At 68.0% G+C, this 25,530-nt stretch carries 23 protein-coding genes and 1 tRNA gene; 6 read left to right on the top strand and 18 right to left on the bottom strand.

What is annotated here, in order from left to right; genetic code table 11:
• The 6 genes from Q8L83_RS04305 to Q8L83_RS04330 form a co-directional block, all read right to left on the bottom strand.
• The coding region (locus tag Q8L83_RS04305; protein ID WP_305284944.1) for a hypothetical protein at window positions 1-442 on the bottom strand (442 nt) is incomplete at its 3' end.
• A gap of 142 nt (window positions 443-584) precedes the next feature.
• Window positions 585-688: transfer RNA gene (locus Q8L83_RS04310), tRNA-Thr, on the bottom strand.
• A 10-nt stretch (window positions 689-698) separates the two neighbouring features.
• Window positions 699-1,184 carry a helix-turn-helix domain-containing protein gene (locus tag Q8L83_RS04315; RefSeq protein WP_305284945.1) on the bottom strand — a complete coding sequence of 162 codons (486 nt, stop codon included), beginning with the start codon at window positions 1,182-1,184 and terminating at the stop codon, window positions 699-701.
• A 778-nt stretch (window positions 1,185-1,962) separates the two neighbouring features.
• Window positions 1,963-2,688: a GIY-YIG nuclease family protein gene (locus Q8L83_RS04320; RefSeq protein ID WP_305284946.1), complete on the bottom strand. Its 726-nt coding sequence runs from the start codon at window positions 2,686-2,688 to the stop codon at window positions 1,963-1,965.
• Entirely contained in the window at window positions 2,685-3,827 is a 1,143-nt protein-coding gene (locus Q8L83_RS04325; RefSeq protein ID WP_305284947.1) for a DNA cytosine methyltransferase, read from the bottom strand. Before Q8L83_RS04325 ends, Q8L83_RS04320 begins: the two co-directional genes overlap by 4 nt.
• Window positions 3,820-4,032 (bottom strand): hypothetical protein, encoded by a 213-nt coding sequence (locus Q8L83_RS04330; protein WP_305284948.1) that lies wholly within the window; start codon window positions 4,030-4,032, stop codon window positions 3,820-3,822. Before Q8L83_RS04330 ends, Q8L83_RS04325 begins: the two co-directional genes overlap by 8 nt.
• A 227-nt stretch (window positions 4,033-4,259) precedes the next feature.
• Between Q8L83_RS04330 and Q8L83_RS04335 the strand changes: the two genes are divergently transcribed.
• From Q8L83_RS04335 to Q8L83_RS04355, 5 genes are all read left to right on the top strand, one after another.
• Window positions 4,260-4,442 (top strand): hypothetical protein, encoded by a 183-nt coding sequence (locus Q8L83_RS04335; RefSeq protein ID WP_305284949.1) that lies wholly within the window; start codon window positions 4,260-4,262, stop codon window positions 4,440-4,442.
• A gap of 55 nt (window positions 4,443-4,497) precedes the next feature.
• Window positions 4,498-7,368 (top strand): class I SAM-dependent DNA methyltransferase, encoded by a 2,871-nt coding sequence (locus Q8L83_RS04340; protein ID WP_305284950.1) that lies wholly within the window; start codon window positions 4,498-4,500, stop codon window positions 7,366-7,368.
• 88 nt (window positions 7,369-7,456) lie between these two features.
• On the top strand, window positions 7,457-8,083 hold the full coding sequence (locus tag Q8L83_RS04345; RefSeq protein WP_305284952.1) for a hypothetical protein: 627 nt from the start codon (window positions 7,457-7,459) through the stop codon (window positions 8,081-8,083).
• Between the two features lie 580 nt (window positions 8,084-8,663).
• A complete protein-coding gene (locus Q8L83_RS04350) occupies window positions 8,664-9,050 on the top strand; it encodes a hypothetical protein (protein ID WP_305284953.1) in 387 nt (128 codons plus the stop codon).
• A 13-nt stretch (window positions 9,051-9,063) separates the two neighbouring features.
• On the top strand, window positions 9,064-9,633 hold the full coding sequence (locus Q8L83_RS04355) for an MAPEG family protein (protein WP_305284955.1): 570 nt from the start codon (window positions 9,064-9,066) through the stop codon (window positions 9,631-9,633).
• Window positions 9,634-9,772: 139 nt separating this feature from the next.
• Here Q8L83_RS04355 and Q8L83_RS04360 read toward each other — a convergent pair whose 3' ends face one another.
• Window positions 9,773-12,103, bottom strand: a complete 2,331-nt coding sequence (locus tag Q8L83_RS04360) for a tetratricopeptide repeat protein (RefSeq protein ID WP_305284956.1) — start codon at window positions 12,101-12,103, stop codon at window positions 9,773-9,775.
• Complete coding sequence (locus Q8L83_RS04365) at window positions 12,057-12,932, bottom strand: cation transporter (RefSeq protein WP_305284957.1); 876 nt, start codon at window positions 12,930-12,932, stop codon at window positions 12,057-12,059. Before Q8L83_RS04365 ends, Q8L83_RS04360 begins: the two co-directional genes overlap by 47 nt.
• 211 nt (window positions 12,933-13,143) lie before the next feature.
• On the opposite strand from Q8L83_RS04365, the gene Q8L83_RS04370 reads away from it, so the two are divergent.
• Complete coding sequence (locus Q8L83_RS04370; protein WP_305284958.1) at window positions 13,144-15,075, top strand: cytochrome c/FTR1 family iron permease; 1,932 nt, start codon at window positions 13,144-13,146, stop codon at window positions 15,073-15,075.
• A 23-nt stretch (window positions 15,076-15,098) separates the two neighbouring features.
• Here the strand turns inward: Q8L83_RS04370 and Q8L83_RS04375 are convergent, their stop codons facing one another.
• The 10 genes from Q8L83_RS04375 to Q8L83_RS04420 form a co-directional block, all read right to left on the bottom strand.
• On the bottom strand, window positions 15,099-15,446 hold the full coding sequence (locus tag Q8L83_RS04375) for a DUF3703 domain-containing protein (protein WP_305284959.1): 348 nt from the start codon (window positions 15,444-15,446) through the stop codon (window positions 15,099-15,101).
• Window positions 15,443-16,105, bottom strand: coding sequence for a class I SAM-dependent methyltransferase (locus Q8L83_RS04380; RefSeq protein WP_305284960.1), 663 nt, complete (start codon window positions 16,103-16,105; stop codon window positions 15,443-15,445). Before Q8L83_RS04380 ends, Q8L83_RS04375 begins: the two co-directional genes overlap by 4 nt.
• 46 nt (window positions 16,106-16,151) lie before the next feature.
• Window positions 16,152-16,856, bottom strand: a complete 705-nt coding sequence (locus tag Q8L83_RS04385; RefSeq protein ID WP_305284961.1) for a helix-turn-helix domain-containing protein — start codon at window positions 16,854-16,856, stop codon at window positions 16,152-16,154.
• 58 nt (window positions 16,857-16,914) lie between these two features.
• Window positions 16,915-18,162 (bottom strand): cytochrome P450, encoded by a 1,248-nt coding sequence (locus Q8L83_RS04390; protein ID WP_305284962.1) that lies wholly within the window; start codon window positions 18,160-18,162, stop codon window positions 16,915-16,917.
• The gene (gene lspA / locus Q8L83_RS04395; RefSeq protein ID WP_305284963.1) at window positions 18,159-18,680 is read right to left on the bottom strand and encodes a signal peptidase II; all 522 of its coding nucleotides are present in this window, start codon (window positions 18,678-18,680) and stop codon (window positions 18,159-18,161) included. The genes Q8L83_RS04390 and lspA overlap by 4 nt, the downstream gene beginning before the upstream one ends.
• Before the next feature lie 123 nt (window positions 18,681-18,803).
• Window positions 18,804-19,142 carry a DUF190 domain-containing protein gene (locus Q8L83_RS04400; protein ID WP_305284964.1) on the bottom strand — a complete coding sequence of 113 codons (339 nt, stop codon included), beginning with the start codon at window positions 19,140-19,142 and terminating at the stop codon, window positions 18,804-18,806.
• A 64-nt stretch (window positions 19,143-19,206) separates the two neighbouring features.
• Window positions 19,207-22,449 (bottom strand): efflux RND transporter permease subunit, encoded by a 3,243-nt coding sequence (locus tag Q8L83_RS04405; protein ID WP_305284965.1) that lies wholly within the window; start codon window positions 22,447-22,449, stop codon window positions 19,207-19,209.
• 15 nt (window positions 22,450-22,464) lie between these two features.
• The gene (locus tag Q8L83_RS04410; RefSeq protein WP_305284966.1) at window positions 22,465-23,664 is read right to left on the bottom strand and encodes an efflux RND transporter periplasmic adaptor subunit; all 1,200 of its coding nucleotides are present in this window, start codon (window positions 23,662-23,664) and stop codon (window positions 22,465-22,467) included.
• A complete protein-coding gene (locus Q8L83_RS04415; protein WP_305284967.1) occupies window positions 23,661-24,914 on the bottom strand; it encodes a TolC family protein in 1,254 nt (417 codons plus the stop codon). Before Q8L83_RS04415 ends, Q8L83_RS04410 begins: the two co-directional genes overlap by 4 nt.
• A 50-nt stretch (window positions 24,915-24,964) precedes the next feature.
• A complete protein-coding gene (locus tag Q8L83_RS04420) occupies window positions 24,965-25,339 on the bottom strand; it encodes a hypothetical protein (protein WP_305284968.1) in 375 nt (124 codons plus the stop codon).
• Between the last annotated feature and the right edge of the window lie 191 nt (window positions 25,340-25,530).

Genomic DNA, 25,530 nt, shown 5'->3' on the forward strand with positions numbered 1-25,530 from the left:
CGCCGAGCTGATCGAGGTTGTTGACCAGGTCGACCATCAGAAACTCAGCCGTGAGCTTCTTCGGGAACGCGGGCTTCATCCGAAAATCGTAGGTGCGGCCGCCGAGCGCGAATTTGCCGTGGCGCTTGTGGTTATAGACCACGGTCTTGTTGTGCAGCTGGGTCGTGCCGACCCCAAGGGCATTGTAGGCGTTGGGCGACGCCAGCAGGAACGGGCCCCCCTTGAGGAAGGTCGACACCAGGGTGTCGTCCTCAGGCGGGGCCTTCCCAAACGCCGTCTGTTTGGGCGCATAGTAGAGGCCGCCGGCCAGCTTGGTTAGCACGCCGGCCTGTACCGCCTCCTTGAGGTGACGATCGACCGCCGTCGACCATTGGGCTAGGTCCGCCCGGCGATAGGTCTGCCCCGGGCGGAGCTTGGCCTTGAACTGGTCGAACTTGCTCATGGCTTCAACTTAGGCCTCCGCAGTCAGTTTGCAAGGAATGTCATTAAGAATCCATGCAAAATGGCGGGCTGGGCTTTCGGGCTAGGTATGATGGCGCGGCGCGCTGGAGCGCGCCGCGCTAAGGACGTTTGAGTTAGGTGGCTGGCGGCGGCGGGACTTGAACCCGCGACCTCCCCGCCCATACTAGGGGTGCGACCCACCTAGACTGTCGAAAACGGGGGCTCTATCCGGCTGAGCTACGCCGCCATGGGGCCTCCTATTCGCTGGCCTTGACCAGCTGGAGCTTGGGCTTCTTGCGGGCGATACGGTCTTTCTCCGCCTCGTCCCGCTTCTCGCGTTCGGCGACCTTTTCCTGGGCGTAGGGCAGGGCGGCGTCGATCAGGCCTTCGAAGCTGTAGAGATTGGTGTCGCTTCCGAACCGGGTCTTGCGCCGTTCGGTCCGGGTCAGCAGGCCGATCGCCTGCAGGGAGGCCACGCGCTTTTGCACCGTCCGGCGCTTGATGCCGATCGCCTTGGCGATGGTTGCCACTGACGGGCAGGGGAGGTTATCGGCGTGCCACCAGTAGTTCGACAGGTGGAGGATGATGTTCATGTCGATGGCGTCGAGACCCAGGGCCTCCTGCTTCTCGATGATGATGCTGGGGATGGCGTTCCAGCCGGCGGCCATCAGTGGCTTGGTCCACTTGGCTTCGTTCTTCCGCAGCGCTTCGGCTTCGGCGGGTTTGATTGCGGTGTTGGTCATGGCGAAAACTCGTGATCTGTTGTGGCGAATATCCGCCCGTGCCGCGCCGACTTCAATGGCCGCGGCGGTCCTTGGGGGTGCATATGGGTTCGCCCCCGGATGAATCCAAGGACGGGGAGCGGATGCCCCCAGGTGCAGGGATGGGGCGCAGCCGGGTTCACCCAAAATAGGACGTTCCGTAACCAGGACGAAGGCATCGAGGACCAACGGGTCAGAGCAATAAGGACAATAAACCCCGCGTACCCCGGTACACCCGGTCCAGCTCTAAAATCCGCTTTCTCATCGAAATGTCCGGCAGGGGGGAAAGTCTTCCCCTGCGGCCGAGCCTGAGGTCTCGGCCGACCCCTTCGAGCGGGGACACCCCGCAACGCCCCGGAATATGGAGAGCGGCCGGCGGGCGTGCTCGGTCCCGCCGCATACTGCGGCTCCTGCGGGTCCGCCCCTGGCGGGCGCCTTCAGGCGCCGCCGGCCGCTCGACGGCGCTTTCCGCCATGGCCTCCGGCCAGGCTCCTTGCGGCCTTCATATTAGAGGGGCCGGCCCGGGGCCGGGCCAGTCACACGAGACCTCTAGTCCTCACCCCAATTCTTGAGGGTTTCGCCTTCTGGCAACGGCTGGCCCAAGAGGTCGACCCAGGCTGATTGATCGAGGCACCAGCTCACGGCAACCAGACGCGCGCCGCCGTCAAACCTGAACCAGCCCCGGATCACGCGGCCATCCTTCGGCGCGGTTTCGGCTGGATGCGGCGCGATCACAGGGTCACGGCGCGCGAGCTCATTCCTAGACCTCTTCCCCTTCGGCTTCGACGGCCACAGAGGCGGCGCCGCCCAGCGCTTCGTAGCGTCGAGCCGACAGCCACTGCAGGCGCTTGGCCTGGGTCAGCAGGACCCGCCGCAGGCCGCCCTGCACCTTACGCTCGGAAATCACCTGGGCGAGCCGCGAGAGGATCAGTGAGCGGCGGGCGATGCGAAAGTCGGGGTGGGAACGCAGCTCGAAGACGCGGTCGGAGACGATCCGGCCACGGAAGGACGGCGGCGCCTCGACGGCCAGGTCGCCGGGCGGCGGGTCCTTCTCGTTGAGGATCGCCTTGAACTGCGAGCCCTGGACCGCGCGGTCGGTGATCAGCCGCTCGAGCGCATCGAGGTGCTGCCGGGCGGCCAGATCGGACCGGTTCGAATCCTGGAACTGGGGGAGGGGCCAGACCTCAATCTCGAAGACCTCGAAGGGATCGAGCACGGACATGGCCACGGCGTCGGTACGCTGGTTGGTCAGGTGACGGCGGATGCGGGTGCGCAAGCGCTCGTTGGTCTGGCCGACATAGATCGGCTCGCCGTCGTAGTCGAAGAAGGCGTAGACGCCCCACTTGTAGTTGCCCACGAAGGGGTGGGTCCCGGCGGGATCGTCAAAGGGGCTGTTGAGGAAGCGGCTGAGGTTCTGGCGCAGATCCTCGGTCTCGAACGGCGGGATGTTGACCGCGTCAGGGTCGCGCCTGAAGAGCTCGGTCACGCGACCGCACGCGCCTCGGCCGCCTCCGCCAGCAGGGGTTCGAACACGTGCTTGGCCAGGTGGCGCACGACGTCAACCACCACGCCATCGCCGGTCAGGTGGTAGGCCTCGTTGTAGTTCTTGGGCAGCTTGTAGTCGTCCGGCAGACCCATCAGCCGGGCGGTCTCCCGCGCCGAGATCAGGCGCGAGCGAATCTTCTTGCCGTCGATGACCAGGATCACTTGGCGGCTGGATCCGCCGCCAGGGGTCCGAAGGCAGCCCGATACATCGTCAAACCGGACTTCGGCCCGCTGCACCTTAACGCCGCGCTCATCGAGGCGGGTGCGGTTGTACACGCCGCCCACCATACGCCGGCCCGCCCGCACGGCCGCGGCGACCTTGGCCTTGTTGACCGGGGACATCCTGGCCAGCAGGCGCTCAGTCTCAGCCGGCGTGTGCCAGGCGACGCTCGTGGGGTGCTCCTCGATCTCGTCAGCCAGGGTCCGCACCCGGTGTCCGGGCGTGGGGACATTCCACCACAGCATGTTGGCGCGCACAGCCTTAGGCAGGGCGTCGACCGCGCGGCGGATAGCTCGGGTGTGGAACGGGTCGAGCGGCTCGGGCGACAGGAGGGCCGGGTCGATCGCCACATCCTCGCGCACGCCGATGACGAAGAGCCGCGGGCGCGATTGGGGCACGAACAGGTCGGCGTTGATGACCAGGGCGCCGAAGCGATAGCCGGCCTCAGCGAAGGTCCGGCAGATCGCCTCGAAATCCTTGCCGCCGTGGGAGGTGAGCGTCCCGCAGACATTCTCCAGGGCGATCAGCCGTGGGGCCCGACCTTCGGCCTTGAGCGCGCGGACCACGTCCCAAAAGGGATAGAAGGTCCCGGACCGCTCGCCTTTCAGCCCGGCGCCGACGCCCGCCAGCGACAGGTCCTGACACGGGAACGATCCCCACATCAGGTCGGCAATGCCCGGTAAATCGGCGGGCGTGACGGTGCGGATATCGGCCACCTTCAGCGCGTCCGCGCCGAAGTTGGCCTGGTAGGTCAGGCCCTTCTTGAAGTCGAAGTCGTTGGCGAACAGGCACCTCCAGTCGGGGCCAAGGCCCGTTCGGGCCATGCCGCCGCCGGCGAAGAACTCGTAGAACTCAGCCATGGGCGCGACGCTCGGGGCTGTGGGCAGCGGTCCGGGGCTCGCGGGCCAGCTTCTCCTGCACGGCCTCAGCTATCCAAGTGTTGCGCGAGACGTTGCCGGGCCGCGCGGCGCAGGCGGCGTCGATCTCAGCGAAGGTGTCGGCGGCCAGGCGCAGGTTGATGCGGTCGAGGCTGCGGACGGTGGCGGTTTTCGAATCGGAATCCATGGAGCCACGTTGGCGCCTGCGTGGCGCCACGTCGAGCGGTGTTTCTTGTTTTGTTCTGCGACCTGATAGACGGTGCGGCATGACCGAACAACGCCGTGCCCCTGCAGCGCTCGTGGTGACTTCGCGCATTGAAGAGCGTGAAATCGGGAAAGCCGGATTGACGGATTCCTGTCTTTCTGGCTTTCATTACACGATTGGCGGTCGGCGCCCCCACGAGGTCCTCTTCAATGGCGACGCAGCGCGCAGAAACGCAAGTGGATGGCGACGCCGACAAGGATCAGACGCTCAATTTCCGCGTCACTGCCGAATTCAAAAAAGCCTTCAAGGGATACGCGGTCGCCGAGGGCATCAGTATGACTGATCTCCTCAAGGAGGGTTTCCTCCTTTCAAAGAAGGCCCGCGGAAAGTGAAGGTCCAGGGAAACGTCTGGAGGCCGTCGATTCGCGGCAGCACGAGCGCCGAACGATGAGCGTGCGCGCGGCGTCACGCCGTGAGTCTGACGCCAGTTGGCTGTTCGAGATTGGGGTCGACGCCACTGGCCCCGTCGTCGATGGCCTGATCCGGGTCGACGATTTCGTCACAACCTCCCAGGCGCCCGAAGTTGTAGCGGTGCTGGAAAAGGCCCGCCGTTACGGCGCGCATTCCGTTTTCTTCGAGGCGTCGCGGAACGGCCGAGCTCCAGTGGCGCAGGCCTTTATTTTCCTTGCCCCTGGCGGTCTCGATGATGCCGCGTTCGCCCAACTGCACAAGCGGCTGTGGAGCTGGGGGGGAGTGCCCCTTCTGTACCGCGTCGCTCCCGGGCAGGTGCAACTGTTCCGATGCGCCCACAAACCGGATTTCGTTGATGCTTCCGGAGCGCCGATCTGCAACCCGGTCCGGACGCTTCAGATCGGCGCTGCTGTTGCTTCCGCCGATGGATGGTGGGACCGTGAGCAACTCCGGAATGGAACGCTGTGGGATGATCCAGCCGCCTGTCAGCTCATGCTGTCGCCACACGGATCGTCGCACCGAATGCTCGTCGATACTGTCCGCGACCTGCACGTCGAGCTCTCGGCCGAAAATCTCTTAGACCCGCACCTCCGGCGGCGCCTGCTGATCCTCTCGCTTTTAATCGCCTACTTAGAGGAACGTGGGGTACTTGAAGCGGACTACTTCGGTTCGTTCCTGCCGGGGGCCAGTCGGTTTTTTGAAGTGCTCGGAAACGGGCCCGCTCTCGTGCGGTTGCTTGCTGCGCTGGAGGACCGATTCAACGGTCACGTCTTCACGTTGCCGCCTGAGCAGCGTCGTTTGCTTGAGACTAGCAGCCAGCTAGGGCGCTATGCGCGTCTAATAGAAGGCTACGAGGAGGCTGGGGGTCAGTTGACCCTCTGGCGTCTGTATTCTTTCCGCGACCTGCCGATCGAACTGATCAGCAACATCTACCAGTTGTTCGTAAAGGACGCAGCGAGCTCAGTTTACACGCCTCCAGCACTTGTCCGAGCCATCCTCGAGGAGGTGCTAAGCTGGGATCGACTTGACCAGATTATGAAGACGGACGAGGTCATTCTCGATCCTGCGTGCGGATCTGGTGTCTTCCTTGTTGAGGCCTACAAGCGGCTCGTCCTTCATTGGCGCAGTAAAAACGGCTGGGCGAAGCCCGGCGTGGAGGACTTGCGGCCACTATTGCTCCGAGTCCATGGTGTGGACTTGGAGGAGGGTGCGGTCGAACTCGCGGCGTTTAGCCTGTGTCTGGCGCTTTGCGACGCTCTCGAACCAGAGGAAATCCGATCGAGCGTGAAGCTTTTCCCGCCGCTTGCGGGCGTGAGCTTACATCGCATCTGCTTCTTTGAGGCTAAGTCCACGGGCGTGATCGGCGCGCCTGTCGCGGCGGTCGTCGGCAATCCGCCGTTCGCGTCGTCGTTGACCACGCCTGGCGCTCGAGCCGCCTACGCTGCCTATAATGTGGATCACGGTCAGCTAGCGGATCATCAACTCGCCTACCTTTTCCTCCACGAGGCCATGGGCCTGCTGGTGGAAGGCGGGATGATCGGGATGATCGAACCGTCCGGCTTTCTCTACAATCATCACGCGCTGTCGTTCCGCCGCACCTTCTTCTCAAAATGGCGTGTGCGGGAGATCCTCGACTTCGTTTCGGTTCGGGGCCTCTTCAAGAAAGGAGAAGCGGACCCGAAGATCGTTGTGGTGGTCGCCGAGGCTTCAGCGCCGGTTGGCGAGCCAGTCTTGCACGCTGTTTTCCGAAGGAGCGGACGAGCGGCTGCCGAACAAGGGTTCGATATCGACTACTATGACCTTCACTGGCTGAGCGCCGAAGACGCCGCTAACAATCCCCACGTCTGGCGGGCTGACCTCATGGGCGGCCCAAGGGTGCTCAATCTGGTGGAGCGCCTAAGCGCAATGCCAACCCTCGGCGAGTTTGTCCGTAGTCGGGGTTGGGAGGTCGGCGAGGGGTATATCGCCGGCCGTCAGGGCAGTTCGGGGGACGCTGCGCACCTAGCAGGTAAACCTCTGCTGGCAACAACCGCGTTGTCGACGGCAGGCATCGATCCTGCAGGAATTAGCGTCGTGCCAAGCGGACCGATTATCCGCCCTCGCACCGCCGCGCGATTCACACCCCCGTTGCTCCTGGTGAAGGAACATGAGGACCTGCCGCATGCCCTCTGGGAGAAAGATTTTCTCGCCTACAAGCACGAAATTCTAGGGATTTCGGCTCCGAAGGCTGACACCCCGGCGCTCCGTGCAGTCGACGAGTGGCTGGACCAAGAAAGCTTGGCGCTGCGCGCCTATGTCGCCAGCACGAGCCCAAGGCTCTTCAACCAACGGGCCACAGCTATCCTCTTTGACGACATCTTGGCGCTTCCATACACGCCGGACGCCGGACTCGATCTCAGTGATAACGAGCAGATCGTTGTCGAGGACGTGGTGCACTTTCAGCGGGATTACATTCGCCTTGGTGCCAAATCGAAGCTCATGGCGGTGCCCACGTCGGCGGAGCTGGACAAGTTTGATGAGTCGCTCATCGCCCAGCTCAGTGCCGTTTATCCGAATCCTCCCCTCAAGGCCCTTACCGCCTACAAATGGCCCGGTGCGATTTGTCGAGCATATGTGCTCGGCGACGGGGATGTGGACTGGACGGGGGCGGATGCACTTCGCGGAAAACTTGACGGTCTTTTGAAGGAGGTCCGCGGCTCCGGGGTCGAAATGACTCGAGTTGCCAGGCTTTACGATGACCGCTTCATCTTCCTCCTGAAGCCCGACCGCCTGCGCTTTTGGACTCGCTCAATCGCCCTGCGCGACGCTGACGACGTGCTCGCTGACCTTCGGACTGAAGGCGTCTGACGTGCTGGCCGATGAACCTGCTTTTTCGAAGCCTGCCGGTCGACTTAGCGACGACCTCCACCTTCCAGCCGAGTGGAGGGCGTCTCTGGTGGCATTCATCGCCGACACTCTGCCTTCCTGGCGAGACGACCCCTTGCGGCCGTCGGCCACAGCTGAGACCGTACTCACTGCCCAACTCTGCGCGCTCCTCAACAGCGCCAGCCGCAAATCCAGAGGGTGGGACTACCTCCAGTTCAGAATGGAAGAGCCCGATGAGATAGTCCGCGGCCGCGCGATCGATCTTGTCGCCGCGCCATCGGGGCAGCTGATCTGGATCGATGGACGGCGCTATTCTCAGTACGAGCCGCTGCTTCCGGTGGAATGTAAGCGGTTGCCGACGCCACCAGGCCGTGAACGTGACGAGCGCGAGTATCTCCATAGCCGGCACGGGTCGCGAGGCGGTGTCCAACGCTTTAAGGCCGGGGATCACGGCGCAGCACACACCCACGCCGCGATCATCGCCTACCTTCAGAGCGACGACATTCCGGCGTGGCACGCCCGAGTCGCGCAGTGGGTCATTGATTTGTCGGCAGAGACCACGAACTGGACTTGCGACGATGGGCTCGCTCTCAACACCCATGATCCCGAACGGGGAATGGCGCGGCTGTCTTCCAACCATGCTCGCGATCGTGGCCTGGCGGACATCGCCCTCGACCATATCTGGATCCGCGTCTAGGAGCGGGGCTCAGAACCGCAACACGCTCCCTCTAATATTCTCTCAAAAATCTAGTGAAATCAATGCGTTATGGTTTGCGCCTAAGGAACATTATCGGAAATTATATAATAAGATCAATAATATACCACAGTTCCGGATCCGTGGACAGAGCGTCTACTTGGCATCGGTCGTCGCCCTCCCGCCGACAGAGTGAACCGGCAAGCTCGAACAGGTTGCCACCTGAAATAGCGAACTGGCCGCTCTCAAGGGCGCTTGATCCTCTAGCGGCTTGAGGTCGTAGGCTCCCCAATCCTTCGGAGGTCGACCCGATGGCTGAGAACATCCTGAGCGTTCTGCTCGATGCCCGCAGAGCCGCCAAAGGCGATCGGGCGGGGATTGAGCGCCGCCAGCGCGCCCGCCTTGGCGACATGGTCGCCTTTGCGCGCGAGCATTCCCCCTTCTACCGCGAACTCTATCGCAATCTCCCGGATCGCATTGAAGATCCTTCCGCCCTGCCCGTCGTCGACAAGAAGATGCTCATGGCGCGCTTCGACGACTGGTGCACGGACCGGAACGTGACCCTTGAAGCCGCGGAAACCCGATGCCCGCGATCCGCGTCCAGGGCCGCTCCGCCGACGTCCTCACCTTCCGCACGCCGCGCGGCGAGGTCAGGGTTCCGCCGCTGGCGCTCAGCCAGCCGATCGAGGCCGTCCGCGGGATCACCCTCTTCCAGATCGCCCAAACCGCGCCGGAATCGCTTGAACTGCGTCTGCTCGTGGCGCCGACCGCGAATTCAGACGCCGTCTGGGGCGAGGCCGAAGCCGGCCTGCGAACGGTGTTGGCCGGGCACGGGCTCGAACACGTCGCACTCGCGCGCGGCGGCAAACCGCCCGAGCAGGGCGGTGGCGGCAAGTTCCGGGAGGTCGTTCCCTTGGAGCCCGCAAAGCCCGAGCGCGGTCGACCCGCAGCGGCCCGATCAGACACCTGAGGAGACGTCAGCGATGAACCGAGCTCCGATACCGAAAGACCTGCCCGCGGAGATGGCGCGCGTCCGCCGTCAGGCCGCACTGTCTTTCCTGTTCTGCGCGCCCGTCCTCGGAGCCGCCGTCTGGTGGCTGCCGCAGCAGTTCGAATTTCCGGCAGAAATGGGCGAGCGGCTGGCCTTCGCCGCTCGGGCGTGCCTGCTCATCATGCTGTGGGTCCTGATCGGGGTCGGAATCATTGCGCGGCTCCGGCGAAAGTCGGCGCAAGACAATGCGGGGTCCGCCTACGGCCCGCCGACCGAGCGGCTCAGGGTTCCGCTGGCCTTCCTGCAGAACACGCTCGAGCATGCGACCTTGTCGGCCTTCGCAATCCTGGCGCTCGCCACCGTCGAGGGCGAGGCCCCGCTTGCCTTCATCGTAGGAATGGTCGTGCTGTTCGCGATCGGGCGTATCACCTTCCTTCGCGGCTACCCGCATGGCTCGGCCGGCAGAGCGTTCGGTGTCGTGACGACCGCGTTGCCGATTATGGGCGCATTCGCCTGGGTCATCTACGACATGGTCGACCGTCTACTCCGCGCCGCGATTTAGCTCAGATGAGCCCACGCCCAGCGGCCTGCAACTTCGGGCCGTGGTCTTGCATCGGTCGAAGCCGTGACCGTGCGGCGATGGCCGAAGAAGGGTCCGTTGCGCTGGGGAGCATCGACATGGGCGCGCGCGAACGGTCGTGTCACCTGGTTGGCTTCCTCGGACGCGCCCAGAGCCGGTAGGTGTCCCCGAAGACCTCGGGATGCAGGCCTTCGTGGCGATGCAGGCCATCGAGGTCGCGCAGCGCGGCCGGCCGAGGGTTCTCCGCTAGATATCGCGTCTGGTCGGCCGCATGGCCGAACCGCACGCCGAGGAACTCGAGCCCGGCGGCGTCGAACATCGCGCCGACCTGCGGCAGGGTGAAGCGATGCTCGTTGACGTGGAACAGCAGATCCCGGCAGTCGGACAGCGTCCAGAAGTCGGAAGCCGGGCTCATCACCCCCTCCAGGGCGGGCGGCGCCCCGTCGAGCATGAGGTCCCGCCGCAGGGCGCGGATCCCCTCCGCATCGTCCCGATATCCGGAATGCGCGATGTGCGCCCGCGCCGCGGCAACCGCCTGGCGGCCGATGTCGCTGTAGAGCCCGACGAAGAGGAAGCCATCGGGCTTGAGCAACTTGGCGAGGACCTGCAGGCCCTTCGCCGGATCGGCCATGTGATGCAGCACGCCGAAGCTGTCGATCAGATCGAAGCGCTCGCCGAGCGTCGGCAGGTCCAGGATGTCGGCCTGCAGATGCTGAACCTCGGCGAGCCCATAGGCGCGCGCCTTGCGCATGGCGTAGCCGAGGCTGGCGGCGCTGAGGTCGACGGCCAGGATCGAGGCGCCGCGGTAGGTGCTCGCCACGCGCAGGGTTTCCAGGCCGGTGCCGCAGCCGGCGACCAGCACGCGGGGCCGTTCGACGTCGGCGATCTCGCGGGCGGGCAGGTCCGGCAAGGCGCCCTGAATCGCCATGCGGAACGGCATCGGCTCGGCCAGGCCGCCCCGGGTCCAGCGGGGATAGGGATTCTGTTCGTACTGGGTCTGGACCGCGAGCGAGGTCGCGTCGGTGGGCGGTTTGAGCACCGGCAGGGCGGCGCGCAGCTCCGCCTCCTCGGCCGGCTCGGCCAGCTGTTCGCGCAGCAGGTCGGCGAGCGGCGGCAGCGCGCCGCCTTCGAGCCGCGCCGCAAGCGGCGTCGAACCGAGTGGGCGGTACGCCGCCACGATCGCGATCCTGGTGGCGTCTCCGGCCTCCGCGCCCAGATCGTCGCGGTCGAGGCGGGCGATCAGGGCGTCCAGCCGCTGCGGCTCGTCGGCCGCCGCGAAGAAGACGTACTCGTTCAGGAAGGCCTGCCGGGCGAGCGCGACCGCGAGACCGAGCTCCTCCTCCAGGGCGTCGGGCTCGGCGTCGGCGAGGCTCAGAAGATCGGCCCGCAGCTGCACGAGCAGCAGCTCGATCCCAACGTCCGGGATCGGTGCGGACGCCAAGAGTCTCTGGAAGAGCGGGGCCTGAATCAGCCGCGTGGCGGCCGTGCCCTCGTGCTCCAGCGTTTGCGCAACGTCACGCGGCGCAGCGACGATCGACTCCAGGAGCCGATCGATCTCCGCATCCTGGCGCAGGACCGCAATCGCCGCGGTCGCCAGGCTGCGGGGATTGACGTCGGGGCGTTCAAACAGCTTCAGCAGGATGGCCCGAAAAGCAGGCGTCGCGGGCGCCAGGCGCGTGCGCCGGAGCGCGCGTGCCAGTCGCCGCCAGGCTTCGGCATCCCCGGGCGCCGCCTCCACGGCCTGAGCAAGCGCGTCCAGCCCCTCCAGCCCCTGCCCGAGCTGCAACCGCGCAAGGCCGAGGTTCGCCAGGAGCGCGGGCCGTATTGGATGGCCCGGTGCGGCTGCGCGCAGGCCGGTCGCGAACAGCTCGGCCGCGGCGCCCGGTTCGCCGCGGCTGAGGCGCAGCAGGCCGTAGCCGTTCAGCGCGGCGGCCGAAGCCGGCGCGAGGCGCAGCGCCTTGTGGTAGTGACCCTCGGCCTCCCGGGTTCGGCCGAGGCCCCGGAGCGCATCCCCGGCGGCGGCGAAGGCCTCCGCGAAATCCGGCTTCAGCCGGGCGGCGTGCGCGAACGCGGCGGCCGCGCCCTCCAAGGCCCGCGCGCGCCGATGCGCCTCCCCCAGGTTGTACTGGATGTAGGGGTTCTTCGGCTGGCCTGCTGCGGCGCGTTCAAACCAGGCGATGGCCTCCGCGGACCGTCCAGTGTTCATCGCCACGGTGCCGAGCACGTTCAGGGCCGACGGGTCTCGAGCGTGCAGGGCGAGCACCCTCTCGGCATGGACCTCGGCGTCCCTCCACCGGCCGGCGTTCGCGTGCGCGACCGCCTGATGCAGATCCCGCATCGCCGGCGGCTGCAATCCCGGCGGCGACGGCGGCGGAAGCGATGGCCCGCGCTTCATCCGCACGCGCTCAAGCCGCCGTGGCGGCGCGCGCCTCGCGCAGGTCCGCACGCGCATGGCGCACGATCAACCACGAGGACTGCAGGAAGAGGCCCGCGATGATCACCGCCACGATCAGGTCCGGCCAGGCGGTGTCCGTCCACGCCACCAAACCCGCGGCGACGACCACGGCCAGGTTTCCGAGCGCGTCGTTGCGCGAGAACAGCCAGACCGCGCGAGCATTGGCGTCGCCGCCCCGGTGCGGCAAGAGCAGGAGGGCGGCGATCACGTTGGCGACTAGGGCGATCACGCCGAAGACGCCCATGATCTCGGCTTCGGGGCGATTGAGCACCAGGACCCGGTACGCCGTGTTGAGCAGGACGCCCGTGCCGAGGAGGCCCAGAAACACCCCCTGGATGAGCGCTGAGCGGGCGCGCCAGGTCAGCGACCAGCCCACGGCCAGCAGGCCGAGGAAGGTGATCAGCCCGTCGCCCATGAAGTCCAGGGCGTCGGCCTTAAGGGCCTGGGACCCCGCGACGAAGCCGGCGACGATCTCCGCCAGGCCGTAGCCGACGTTGATCAGGACGACCAGCCAGAGCGCCCGCTTGTACGCCGGCGTGATGTGGCTGAGGTCCTTCGGCAGGTCGTCGTCGTCGCCCGGCGCCTCGTCTCGCTGCCGGTCGAGCCGGTAGCCCAGCGACTCCACCGTCTCCTCGACCTTGGGCGCGCGGCGCGCCGGATCGTCGAGCTTCAGCGTCATGAGCGAGGTGGCGATCGAGACGCGCGCCTCCTCGACGCCGGGCAGCTTGCCGACGGCCTTCTCGATCTTGGTGGCGCAGTCGGGGCAGTCCATGCCCGTGATCCGGTAGCGGACCATCTCCAGAGCGTTCGCATTGGTGGCCGTCATCGCGGGCATCCCTTGTTCGAGCGGAGTTTAGTTCCTCTAGCCGCTAGAGGATCAACGGGGAAAAGCGCGCCCCTCACCAACCCGTTCCGCTGCGGATTCAACTCGCGAGGCTACGTCGAGCCACCCGCGCGGCGGTTTCGCTTGATCCTCTAGTAGGTCGAGGATGTAAGAACGCGCTGCAAGCCATTCGCAATCGCAGCTCGGAGCCCCGATGCCCCTCGCCTCCCGCATGTTCGCGGCCTTCCTGGTCCTGGCTGCGCTTGCCATGCCCGCGATGGCCTCCGCGCAGCAACAAGGCGCATCGGCGCAGGTGGCCTGGCGTCTGCTCGATTACATCGCCGTGGATTATCCCGCCGCGGTGGCCGACGGCCGGGTGATCAGCGCCGCCGAGTACGCGGAGATGCGGGAGTTTTCTGCGTCGGTCCGTGAGCGCCTTGCGGCCCTGCCCGCCACCTCCGCGACGCCGCAGCTGCTCAAGGACGCGGACGTGCTCATCGCCGCTATCGAGCGGCGCGCGCCGGAGGCCGAGGTGGGCCAGCGGGCCCGCGCTTTGGCGGCGGAACTGCTTCGCGCCTATCCGACGCCGCTGGCCCCCAGCGCCCCGCCCGACCTCGCGCGCGGGGCGACGCTCTACGCCGAGCAGTGCGCCTCGTGCCACGGGGCGACGGGCGCGGCCGACGGCCCAGGCGCCAAGGGGCTAGAGCCCCCGCCGATCGCGTTCACCGACCTGGCTCGGGCGCGGGAGCGCAGCCTCTTCGGGCTGTACCAGGTCGTCAGCCAAGGCCTGGAAGGCACCGCCATGGCGAGCTACGGCCACCTCTCGCCGGAGGATCGGTGGGCGCTGGCCTTCTACGTGGGCGGGCTGGCGTTCGACGCCCGGTCGGCCGAGGCCGGCGAGCGCCTGTGGCGGGAGCGCCCGGATTTGCGAGGCCGTGTGCCGGACCTCCAAGCGCTCACCCAGGCGACGCCGGCGGGCCTCGCCACCGCCATTGGCGACGCCGACGCCGGCCACATCACGGCTTACCTCCGGCGGCATCCCGAGGCCGTGGGGCCGAAGGCCTCGGGCGGGCTCGACGTCGCCCGGGTCAAGCTGGCCGAGAGCCTCGCCGCCTACCGCACAGGCGATCGCAAGCTCGCGCAGGAACTCGCCCTGTCCGCCTATCTCGACGGGTTCGAGCCTGTCGAGCCCCTGCTGCGGGCCCGGGACGGCGCCCTGATGGCCAAGGTGGAAGCCGCCATGGGCGGGCTTCGCGCCAGCATCAGCCGCGGCGCGCCCGAGGCCGAGGTCGCCGACCAGGCGCGGGCGCTTCAGGCCCTGTTCGACGAGGCCGAGCGGGCGCTGGCGCCCGAACGGGCCAGCGCGGCCTCCGCCTTCCTGGGCGCCTTCACCATCCTGCTGCGCGAGGGGGTGGAGGCGCTGCTGATCGTGATCGCCATGATCGCCTTCTTGCGCAAGGCCGAGCGGCAAGACGTGCTGCCCTACGTGCACGCCGGCTGGATTACGGCCCTGGTCGGCGGCGCGCTCACCTGGGGGGCGGCCACCTATCTCATTTCGATCAGCGGCGCGAGCCGGGAGCTCACCGAGGGCGTGGGGGCTCTGGTCTCGGCCGTGGTGCTGATCTCCGTCGGCGTGTGGATGCACGGCAAGGCGCAGGCGGGCGCCTGGCAGGCCTATATCCGCGACAAGCTCTCGGCGGCGCGCTCCCAGCGCTCCGCCTGGTTCCTGTTCCTGCTCGCCTTCATCGTCGTCTATCGCGAGGCGTTCGAGACCATCCTCTTCTACGCCGCCCTATGGAGCCAGGGCACGCACCTGGCCATGCTTTCCGGCGCGGCGGCGGCCTTGGTCGCGCTGGCGCTCATCGCCTGGGGCCTGCTCAGCTACAGCCGCCGACTGCCGATCGCCCAGTTCTTCGCCTACAGCTCGCTGCTGATCGCCGCGCTGGCCGTGGTGCTCGCGGGCAAGGGCATCGCTGCGCTGCAGGAAGCCGGCGTCCTGGCGGTTCGCCCGCTGCCGGCAATTCCGCGGATCGAGGCGTTGGGGGTATTCCCGACCTGGGAGGGCCTGATAGCGCAAGTCCTGACACTCCTGGCCGTCATCGCCGGCTTCCAGCTCGTGGGTCGCCAGGCGCGCGCTCGCGCTTGAAGGGCGCGGTCTTGCGGTGCGGATCAGGATTCGCAGAGGCGCCGCAGGTCCTCCGGGATCGGCATGGCACGGATCGCCGAAACGCGGGCGCGGCCGGTGTTCCCGGCCGGCAGCCAGCCTGCCACCGACAGCAGGCAGCCCGCAGCGAGGCGCACGAGCTGACCGGCCGCCTCGCGTACATCGCCGTCCCCGACCGCGAGCTTGAGCATCGCCCAGTGGCTCCAACTGTGGAGCCCGGCCCAGGGCTGTTCCAGGATGTGCGCCCGCTCCAGGTGGCGGTAGGCCGCGCCCTGGTCGCCCGCGGCCATGGCCTTTCTGGCGGCGGCCGCCTCCGCCGCAATGGCCTCGCGTCGGGCGCCGGACCTGATCATGCCGGGCGCTGGGCGCGATAGATCGAAATCGAACCTGTGGGGGTCGGCGTCACCGTCAGCTCCCCCACCTCGACGAATCCCGCCTCCCGCATGAGCTGCGGAAGCACGCCGTCGGCATTCGGTTGGGTCTTGTCGAAGCCGTCGAGCGCCTGCACCTGCCGGAACAGGAGGCGCATAAGCCCCGTGCGCTGCCAACCGTAATCGGCGATCAGGAGCACGCCGCCTGGCCGGAGCACCTCGCGCGCCGAGCTCAGAATCGAGCGCTTCACGGGCAACGGGCACTGGTGCAGCACGAGGCTGGAGACGACCTTGTCGAGGCTTGCAGGCTCAGCCACGGCCGTGAGCGCGTCGCCGAGCCCCTGGCGCCAGTCGACCGTCACGCCGGCGGCCTCAGCCTTCGCCTTGGCGATCTCCAGCACCGCCGGGTCGGGATCGAGGCCGATCACCCGCGCCGCAGGCGCCTCACGCTTCAGCATGATCGCGAACGTCCCCGTGCCGCAGCCGACGTCCAGGATGGTCTCGCCCGCACCAGGGGCGGCGAGTGTCAGGAGCGCCTCCCGCCAGCGGCGCTCGCGCGTCATCAGGGCGATGACCTTGTCGTACTGTCCCGTGAGCTCGTGCCGGCCCAGCGCGGGGACGAAGTCGGTGTTGCTGTTCATCCGCCGATGATGCCAGCTCGCCGAGAGGTGGGCTTGAGCGAAGCGGCTAAGGACCGGAGGTCAGCTGGGTGGCGCGGACGCCAAGCATCGCGCGCAGGGTGCGGGCGAAGTGCGCGCTGTCTGCGAAGCCGGCGTCGTGGGCGGCGGAGGTCACGTCGCCGCCTGCCTCCAGGGTCCGGAACGCGCGCTGCAAGCGTCGCCAGAGCACGTAGCGGCGGAACGGCAGGCCGACGGTTTCCACGAACAGGTGGCGGTAGCGCTCCGCCGAAAGACCCGCAGACGCGGCGGCTCGGCCCAGCGGGACAGGTCCGCCGCCAAGTGACGACTCCACGACGGCGAGGGAGCGGGCGAGCGCCTCGGATGGCCGGGACGCCACGCCAGGGGCGCCTTCCACCAGCAGGCGCCGCCAGAACCGGCGGGTCGCCGCCGCCGCTTCGAGCCACACGGCCTCGCCGAGCCGCTCGGTCAGGCGCCGCCGCACCTCTGCGGGAAGCTTGGCCGCATACGCCGGCTCAACGAACAGGATCTCCGCCTCGCAGGCTCCGTCCAACCTGTGGGGCACGAGCGGGTCGAGGAGGATGGTGCGGCCAGACCGGGCGGCGCCATCCTCGGCGTACACCCGGACTCGGTCGGCCGAAAGCACGGCCTGCGCGGCGATGTGTCGGTGGAGGGCGTTGTCGCCGACCGTGCCCCGCCAGATCGCCCACCCGTCCCCCAGGCTGAGCGCGCCCCGCCAGGACTGTGGTTTCATAGACGGACCCTCGCGCGAGCTGAGGCCGGGACCCCTCCGAGCGCGGCTCCGTGCGGCCTCACGTCTTCCGCCGCACGTTGGCCATCACGAAACCGCTGCGGGGCAGCGCCGGGAGGCGCTTGAAGTCGATGCTGAGATCCTGGTCCGGAACCTCGTAGGCGATGTCCTCCGTCAGGACCTGCAGCGATCGCTGCATGACCTCGAGGACGATCCATTCGCCCGGGCAGCGATGGCCGTTGAAGTGATCGCCGCCGCCCTGGGGCACGAACTCGAACGGGCCGGGCGTCCGCTCCAGGAACCTCTGCGGGCGGAAGGCCTCCGGGTCGCCCCAGACCGCCGCATCGTGGTTGGTGCCGTACAGATCCAGGATCGTCTGGCGTTCCGCAGGAAAGAGGAAGCCCCGCCAGGTGAACGGCCGCCGCGTGCGTGCGGCGACGGCCGGGAAGAAGGGGTAGAAGCGCCGGACCTCCTGGACCAGGGCGCGCCGGCCGTCGGCGCTGGAGAGGCAGGCCGCGGCAGGCTCCGGAAAGGCGCGCAGCGCGTGCGCCACGAACACGATGTAGACGGCGGTGGCCACGGTCGGCCGCAGCACGTTGGCGAGCTCGACGGCCGCCACGGCAGGCGGCAGCAGGCCTCCGTCGAGCGCCTTCGCAAGGGCGATCTTGTACGCGGCGGTCTGTTCACCGGGGTCGAGCCGACCCTCGCGGATCGCCACGACGACGCCGGCGAGCCACCGGTCCACCTGCCGGCGCGCATGCCGTGACCATAGATGGCGCGGGCTTCTGGATCCGGCGGCGTCGAAGAGCGCCCGCAGTTGGCCGGCCCGCGGGTTCGCCTCGTCGCTGTCCAGCGGCACGCCCGCCCAGGCGCAGACCGCCCGCGTGAGCATCGGGTGTAGCTCATCGTAGAGGGGGATGTCGGCGCTCGCCGCCGCCCAGCGCTCGGCCGCCCCCAGCCATTCCGCGCGGACGAGGTCGCCCAGCGCCGCGACCCGCTCCGGCGCCATGAGGTCCATGAACATCTGCTTGCGGTGGCGGTGCTCTTCGCCATCGAGGCCTTGTACGCCGCCCTCGCCGAGCAAGGTCTTGCGGATCGGCGCGGGCATGGCGCCGGCCCGCTTGAAGCGGTCGGCGTCGTAGAACAGCTCAGCCGCCTCGCGCCCTTTCAGGCACACCGTCTCCTTCAGCAGGACCCGCGTCTCGAAGGCCTCCACGCCGAGCTCGCGGCATCGGGTCGAGACGAAACGGTACGGATCGGCCAGCAGCGCCAGGGTCTGATCCCCCGTCAGGCGCGGGCGGTTGGTCATGGCCGTGTTCCTTTCCCCTGAAACGTCGTCTTCCGGCGGTCGGCCTCCTTGGCGGGCGCCGGCCGCCCGGATACCCGCAGCGACGCCAGCAACAGCAGGCCCACACCGGTGACGATGGCGGAATCGGCCAGGTTGAAGGTCGGCCAGCTGGCGGCGCCCACATGCAGGTCGATGAAGTCCGTGACCGCGCCATGCCGGAGGCGGTCGAGGATGTTGCCCAGCGCGCCGCCGACGACGAGGCCCAGCGGAACGACCACGGCCACACGGGCTTCGCGCCACATCCAGGCGAGGAGCCAGACGACCACGGCGGAGGTGACGGCGACGAGCGCCCAGCGGCCGAAGCCGCCGCCGTCCCCTAGGAGCCCGAAAGTCACGCCGGTGTTGAAGCCGAGCCGCAAATTCAGGAACGGGCCGATCTCAACCATCTCGGCCGCTAGGTGGGTCCGCGCGAGCGCCTTGGACGCTTGGTCCAACGCCAGCACCGCGACGGCCGCGGCCAGTCCGATCGTCAATCGCATTCGGCGCATCATGGGGCCCTAGTCGAGAGGGACCCCGAGTTTGCCACCTCAAGTCACTAGAGGATCAAGCGCAGGCGAACCATCGCTCGCAGGCCGCGATCGGCGGGCCCGCCAACCGCGGCGTCAGGGAGTTTGGTTTCCGTAGCGGACCACTTCGACCTTCTCGAAGGTGATAAGGCCGATGTCGTGCAGATCATCGAGGGTGTCGACAAAGGCGCGGAGCGGCGCTTCGGCGTCGACGATCTCGATGACCACGGGCAGGTTGTCGTCCAGTCCGAAGGGCCGGTGGGTGTGCAGCCGCGAGGAGTGGCCGTAGCCAAGGCTTCCGCGCAAGACCGTGGCGCCGGCGAGCTGCGCCGCCCGCGCTCGCTTGACGATCAGCGTTGTCAGTGGCTGATCGCCGAAGAGGGCGTCCTCGTCGGTATAGATCCTCAGCAGCATGGCCGAACTAGGCGCAAGCATGACGTGGCTCCTGGCGGGGGCGGGGTCGGGGGCTCATGTGTGGACTCCTCTGCGGATTTGCGGCCTAGGCGGGGGCGTCCAGCGGTTTGGGGGGAGGCGCCGTGACTTCCGCCGTGCGGCGCTCGCCAAAGCTCAAGAGCAGCTTCGCGATCGCCGGCAGAACCAGGAGGGTGACGGCCGTGGCCGTGATCAACCCGCCGATGACGACCATGGCCAGCGGCTTTTGCACCTCGGCCCCCGTCCCGTGGGCGATGGCCATCGGGATGAAGCCGATCGCCGGCACGAGACCCGTCATCAGCACCGGCCGGACCCGCTCCATGCCGCCTTCATAGATGGCGTCGACGACGCTCGCGCCCTCCTCCATCCGCTGGCGGATGCTGGTCATGACGACGAGGCCGTTGAGGACCGCGACGCCGGCCAGGACGATAAATCCGACCGCTGCGGAGATTGAGAAGGTGATTCCGGTGAGCGCCAGGGCGAACACGCCGCCCGAGAGGCCGAGCGGAATGGCGGCGAAGACCGCCAGCGCGGGCCAGAATCCGCCGAGCGCCATGAACAGGATGATGAAGATCGCCAAGAAGCAGAGCGGCACGACGATGGAGAGCCGCGCCGTCGCCGTCTTCAGGTTCTCGTACTGGCCGCCCCACACCACCCACGAGCCGGGCGGCAGCGGGATCGCCTCCACCTTCTCGCGAGCATCGGTCACGAACGAGCCGACGTCGCGGCCGCGCACATTGACCTGGATCACGACGCGCCGTTTGCCGTCCTCGCGGCTGATCTGATTGAGGCCTTCCGTGAAGCGGAACTCGACCAGCTGGCGCAACGGCACCGACTGCCGTGCCTGACCCTCCCCGCCGGGCAACATGACCGGCATGGCCCCCAACGCCTCCACGTCGTTGCGCTCGGCCGTGGGCACGCGCACGACGATGTCGAAGCGCCGGTCGCCTTCAAAGACGTTGCCAGCCTCGCGCCCGCCTAGCGCGCTGGCGAGGGTGTCCGCCACCTCCTCGACCGTCAGGCCATAGCTGGCGATGGCGGCGCGGTCGAACCGAACGTCGAGGGTCGGCGCGCCGGAGGTCTGTTCCACCCGCACGCCCGCGGCGCCCGGGATCGAGCCTAGCGCCGCGCCAATCTTGCCGGCGGTGGCGCTCATCTTCTCCAGGTCGTCGCCGTAGAGCTTGATCGCCACGTCGCCGCGGACGCCGGCCACCAGCTCGTTGAAGCGCATCTGAATGGGCTGGGTCACCTCGTAGTTGTTGCCGAGCAAAGGCTCGGCCTTGCCGAGGATGCGCTCGACCACCTCCTCTTTGGAATCGACGCCCTTCGGCCAGTCCTTCTGCGGCTTGAGGATCACGAAGCCGTCGCCTTGGTTGGGCGGCATGGGATCGGACGCCATCTCGGCCGTGCCGGTCTTGGAGAACATCATCTCCACTTCCGGCAGGCTGATGACGGCGCGCTCGACGTCCAGCTGCATCTCGCGCGACTGCTCCATCGCCGTGGACGGAATCCGAAGAGAGCCGAGGAGAACGTTCTTTTCGTCGAGGGTGGGGATGAACTCCTGCCCGAGCGTCGTGAAGAGTCCCGCCGCAACAGCGAACACGGCCAGGCCGCCGCCGATGAACGGCCACGGCCGAGCCAGCGCCCGGCGCAGGACCGGCTCATAGCGGGTCTTCACGACCTCGACCGCCTTGACCTCCTTCTCCGCCACCTTGCCGCGCATGAGGATGGCCACCATGGCCGGTACGAAGGTCAGGGACAGGATGAAGGCGGCCGCCAGCGCGAGCATGATGGTGACGGCCATGGGGTAGAAGGTCTTGCCTTCGACGCCCGTGAAGGTCAGGAGCGGCGCGAACACCAGGAAGATGATCGCTTGGCCGTAGACCGTCGGCCGGATCATCTCCTGCGTCGCGTGCAGCACCGTCTCCAGACGTTCGTGCAGGTTCAGGAGGCGGCCTTCATGGTGCTGCTTCTGGGCCAGCCGCAGCAGGCAGTTCTCGATGATGATGACCGCGCCGTCGACGATCAGGCCGAAGTCGAGCGCGCCCAGGCTCATCAGGTTGCCGGGCACCTTCAGTCCGTTCATTCCGATGGCCATCATCAGGAACGAGAACGGGATCACCAGCACGGCGATCAGGGCCGCGCGGACATTGCCGAGCAGCAGGAAGAGTGTCGCGGCCACGAGCAGCGCCCCTTCCGTCAGGTTGCGCTCGACCGTGCCGATCGTGGCGTTCACGAGCGCTGAGCGATCGAGCAGGGTGTGGACCACAACGCCAGGCGGGAGCGACGTTTTCACCTGCTCCAGCTTTTCGCCCACGGCCTTGGCGACGGTTCGGCTGTTTTCGCCGATCAACATCAGGGCCGTGCCGACCACGACCTCCTGGCCATTCTTGCTGGCCGCCCCCGTCCGCAGCTCCCCGCCGATCCGGACGGTGGCCACATCCTTCACGTGGATCGGCACGCCGCCGCGGGTGGCGATCACCGCCGCGGCGATCTCGTCGAGTCGCCGCACGCGCGCATCGGCGCGCACCAGGTAGGCCTCCCCGGCGCGCTGGATGAAGTTGGCGCCGACGGACAGGTTGGCGGCCTCCAGGGCTTGCGCCAGCTCGGCGTAGGAGACGCCGTAAGCCGCAAGCTTCGCCGGGTCGGGCTCGACCAGGTACTGCTTCTCATAGCCGCCGATGGAGTCCACGCCGGCGACGCCCTTCACCGTGCGCAGCTGCGGTCGGATGATCCAATCCTGGACCGTGCGCAGGTAAGCGGCCTGCGCGATCGGATCGGCCAGTCGCTCGCCTTCAGGCGTGAGATAGGCCCCGTCGCTTTGCCAGCCGGGCGCACCGTTGCGAACCTGGGCCCCGCGGCCCGGCCGGGCGAACTCGATCGAGTACATGTAGATCTCGCCGAGGCCGGTGGACACGGGCCCCACCTGAGGTTGGACGCCGGCCGGAAGCGAGGCGGTAGCCTGGGCCAGCCGCTCGGCGACCTGCTGACGGGCGAAATAGAGGTCTGTGCGGTCGGTGAAGACCGCCGTCACCTGCGAGAAGCCGTTGCGCGAGAGCGAGCGTGTGGTCTCCAGGCCCGGGATGCCCGCAAGCGCGGTCTCGATCGGGAACGTGACCCGCTTCTCGATCTCGACGGGCGAGAGCGCCGGCTCGACCGTGTTGATCTGAACCTGCTTGTTGGTGATGTCGGGCACGGCGTCGATGGGCAGCTTCGTGAGCTGCCACAGGCCGAGCGCGGCGATGACCAAAGTCAGGGCGAGGACGTACCAGCGTCCCTTCACCGAGAGGGAAATGAGGCGGGCGATCATGCTCTTTCCCCCGGCCTATTCGTCTTCTTCCGCCTCGCCCTTGGCGAGCTCGGCTTTCAGCAGGAAGGCGTTCTTGACGACGATGCTCTCGCCTGGTCGCAAGCCGGAGGTGACTTCGACCCGCCCGGCGGCGCGCGCGCCGACAAGCACCGGACGGGCGACAAACCCCGTCTTGGTGCGCACGAAGACCACGTCCTGGCCCTCCCAGGTCTGGACGGCGTCTTCTGGCACGACGATCCCTTGGGAAAGCGACTGGCGCGCAGTGATCCGCGCCCGCACCGCTTGGCCCGGCTGCAGCACCCCTTCGCCGCCCGTCAAGGTCAGCACGACCGTGGCGGCGCGCGTGGTCTCGTCGACCCCTGGCGTGACCGACCGCACCACGGCGTTCGCGGTCACGCCGTCATTCAACTCGAGCACCGCAGGATCGCCCGGCCGAATGCGGCGCGCGTCGGCCGCGGTCACCGCCGCCTCGATCTGCAGGCGGCTGGGATCGGCCACGCGGAAAAGTTCGGTCTCCGGCTGCACGAACGCGCCCAGGCTCGCCGGGGCCGAGGTGATCCGCCCGCTGATGGGGCTGGTCACCATGACATAGCGGCCATCGCGGGAGACGTCCGCCGCGCCGACGGCGGCCGTGGCGCTCCGCGCCTCGGCTTGAGCTGCGGCGTATTCGGCCTGCGCCGCCTCCAGGTCCTGCCGCGCGCTGACGCGCTGGTCGTAAAGCCGGCGCTCGCGGGCCAGGGCCTTCGCCGCCAGGTCGGCCTTGGCTGCGGCGACGCTGCGTGCGGCGGCGATCTGCGAGGCCTCTCGGCTTTCCACCAGCGCCAGCACCTCGCCGGCGCGGACCGGGTCGCCCAGGCGCTTGTTGATGCGGCTGACAGAGCCTGCCGCCCGCGCGGTGAGCACGGCCTGCGCCCCCGGCGCGGCCTCGACGGTCGCCTGGGCCACGATCTCAGACGCCAGGCCCGTCGACGAAACCGGCTGCACCACAAGACGGCTGGCGGCGATGCGCTGGGCGTCCATTTCGACTGCGTCGGGGGCGCCGGCGGGCTTTTCGCCCTCCTCCGCCTCGCTCGTAGCCGCTGGCGGGCCGCTCGTCAGCTTGGCCAGGCCGAAGCCGCCGACCGCGGCCAGGACCACAGCGGCCGCGACGCCGCCATAGAGCCTTTTGCGGCTCCCGCCTGCAGTCCTGGAGCTCCGATTGAGGTCGTGCTTCATGGTTGGTCTCCAAAGGGGGCGACGCCGGCGAGGCGGGCGAGCGCAGCCTGCGCGCTCAGCCGCTCGGTCGCGGCCTCGATGGTCTGAGTGCGGGCTTCGGTGAGCGCGCGCCGGGCGTTGAGAAGTTCCACGAGAGCCAGTTTGCCGCCCTCGTAGCCGAGCCGGGTGAGGCGATAAGCTTCCTCGGCCGTCCGCTCCCCTTCCCGCGCGGCGACAAGCCGCGTTTCGGCGGCCGTCACGCGCGCCACGCCAGAGCGTGCGGCGGCCTCGGCGTCGAGGCGCGCTGCGTTCAGCCGCGCCTCGGCGGCGCTCAGTTCCGCCCGGGCCGCGCTGATGTTCCCACGGTTGCGGTCGAAGATCGGGAACGGCATCGAGACGCCCGCCACCATGGCCGTCGCGTCCTCCCCCTGGATTCTCCGGACGCCGACGGAGACCGTCACGTCGGGCACGGCCTGGGAGCCCTCCACGCGCACACGCCGGGCCGCGGCTTCGCGCTCGGCTTCCGCCGCTAGGTAGGAAGGGCTGGTGAGCGGGCTGGGCTCAGGCGCCGGAAAGACGCGACCGGCTTCATCCAGGAGGCTGGCGGGGATGGAGGTGATCGGCGCGGGCGCCCCCGCCATTGCGGTGAGGTTCGAGAACGCCGTCGCGCGCACCGCCTTCGCCTCGTCAACACCCGCTCGAGCCGCCTGCACGGCCGCTTGCGCCTGGACGCGCCGCAGATCGGCTTCGCGGCCTGCTTCGACAAGCACGGTGGCGATACGGGCGTCCTCCTGCGCAAGCTCGAGCCCTTCCGTGGCCAGCTGCAGCCGGCGCTCGGCGCCCTCTGCCTCCGCGTAGGCGGCCGCCAGATCGAAGGCGTAATCCGCTTGCACGCGCGCAGCCCGGCGCCTCGCCGCCTCGACGTCGGCGCGGCCCGCTGAAATTCGGGCCGATCGTTTGCCGCCGAGTTCGATTGTCTGTTCGACGGATGCGGTCGTTTCGGCGATTTGCAGTCCGTTGCTCGCAGAGAAGTTCTCGACCTCGACGCCGACGGTGGGGTTGGGGATGGCGCGCGCCTGGCGGGCGAGCCCTTCGGCGCGGGCGATTTCCGCCCGCGCCTCAGCCAGTCGCGGCGCGGTCGCCTGCGCTTGCCGGAGCAATTCGCGGAATGGCGGAGCGGGCTCGGCCAGCGCCCCGCCCGCAAAGAGCGCCTGCAGGGAGAGGCCAAGGGCCAGAATGCGGCGCGAATTTCCAGCAATGGGTGACAACATGGACCTTCTCACGATTGACGAGGCGGACGCGCCGCTGGGCGCAGCGCGGCTCAGGCGCGAGGCGGTCGATTCTGTTCGAAATGAGGATGCTTGACCGGCACCGGCGTGTTCAGAAGCGCGTGCCGCTCAGTTGGCGCGGCGTCCAAGGGCGCGCTGTCGGCCGTGATCGGCGGCAGGACGGGTGCGCCGTGATGGCAGTGGCCATAGATGCAGACTCCGACGAGGTCGCCCGACGCCGCTTTGCCATGATCGCCGCTCTCCGCCGTCTTGATCACCTGAGGGGTCTCGGCTGAAGAACTCGCCAGCGCCATCCCGCCTTCGGGGCAGAAGACCGCGTCGACGCTTGGCGCGAGAACAAGCAAGGTCACGGCGCAGGCGATCGCGAGACGCGCAAACCCCCTGCCCCATGCCTTCAGCCCGTCCATGCTCGCCCTCAAGATGCTGCGCGCTTTGGTGGCGCGCAGCTGGCGACGCCGCTTCAAGTCAAGCGGAGCCTCAACGCCGGGCGATGTTGCCTCCTCCAGTAGCTAGAGGATCAAGCCATTTTTAGCGTGAAGTCGAATCTTTCTTCCTCTAGTTACTAGAGGATCACTTGGCCAACGTCGGCAACTCTCCT

It is taken from the genome of Phenylobacterium sp. (assembly GCF_030680185.1).
Lineage (GTDB): Bacteria > Pseudomonadota > Alphaproteobacteria > Caulobacterales > Caulobacteraceae > Phenylobacterium.